At 52.2% G+C, this 1,145-nt stretch carries 1 protein-coding gene; it reads right to left on the bottom strand.

What is annotated here, in order from left to right:
- Window positions 1-104: 104 nt before the first annotated feature.
- The coding region (locus CSR02_RS08720) for an alkene reductase (RefSeq protein ID WP_244176891.1) at window positions 105-1,145 on the bottom strand (1,041 nt) is incomplete at its 5' end.

Here is a 1,145-nt window from a genome sequence, read left to right on the forward strand (position 1 = left end):
GGCTAAGTCCAATGTTCTTATAAGTAGAGTTCTTCCAAGACTCTTTCATAACGAGAGTGAGATTTTCCTTTAAATAAAAAGAGCTTTCGGAAAATGATGGGATGTTATGATGCAAGTGGATAATCTGTATAGCCTTCTGTCCCCTGCGTGTACCAAGTGCGCATATCATCTTTGTTCAGAGGAAGGTTATCCTCCAGACGATGCACCAGATCTGGATTGGCGAGGAAAGGCCGCCCGAATGCAATGGCGTCAGCCACACCGGTTGCAACTGCGTCAATCGCTTCCTCCCGTGTGTAATCCTGATTCAGAACCAGTGGTTTCGTAAAGACTTTGCGGATCGGACCGTGTAGCTTCGGCTGATCGGTCTTACCGAATGTGCCATTGGCCCCGGGTTCACGTAGTTCGAGAAAAGCAATATCGAGATCGTTCAGAAGTTTTGCTCCGGGCACAAAAACCTGCTCCGGGTGACTGTCGATACAACCCTGTGTGTCACCATTTGGTGAAAGTCTTACCGACGTTCTGTCTGCGCCAATCGTGGCGATTACCCGTTCCGTAACTTCACGCAGGAAGCGAATACGGTTTTCAGGAGACCCACCATATTCATCGGAACGATGATTGGTGCCGTCCCGCAGGAACTCATCAATCAGATAACCGTTGGCTGCATGAATCTGAACGCCATCAAAGCCGGCCTCAAGCGCATTGCGTGCAGCTTTTTCGTAATCGTTCAGGATACGGGCAATGTCATCCTTGGTAAGGGGGCGAGCAATTTCGGGCGCCTGCTTGCCATCGTAAGTATGCAATGGCTCAGGCGCTTTTGTCGCCGATGAGGAAACTGGTTGCTGACCCGTCACACTGGAATGCACCATGCGCCCCATATGCCAGAGCTGGGCCACAATCTTTCCGCCCTTTGCATGTACGGCTGCTGTAACTGGCTTCCAGGCTTCCACCTGCTCCTGCGACCACAGGCCCGGCGCATAGGGCCACCCAAGACCTTCCTGGCTGATGCCGGTTGCTTCCGAAATAATCAGGCCTGCGCTGGCACGCTGCGCATAATATTCGGCCATGATAGGTGTCGGAACATGCTCACGGGTTGCTCTGCCGCGCGTCAGCGGCGCCATAAGAATTCTGTTTTTGGCGTAAATGCT

Origin of the sequence: Acetobacter pomorum, assembly GCF_002738225.1 — a bacterium.
GTDB classification, from domain to species: Bacteria; Pseudomonadota; Alphaproteobacteria; order Acetobacterales; family Acetobacteraceae; genus Acetobacter; species Acetobacter pomorum.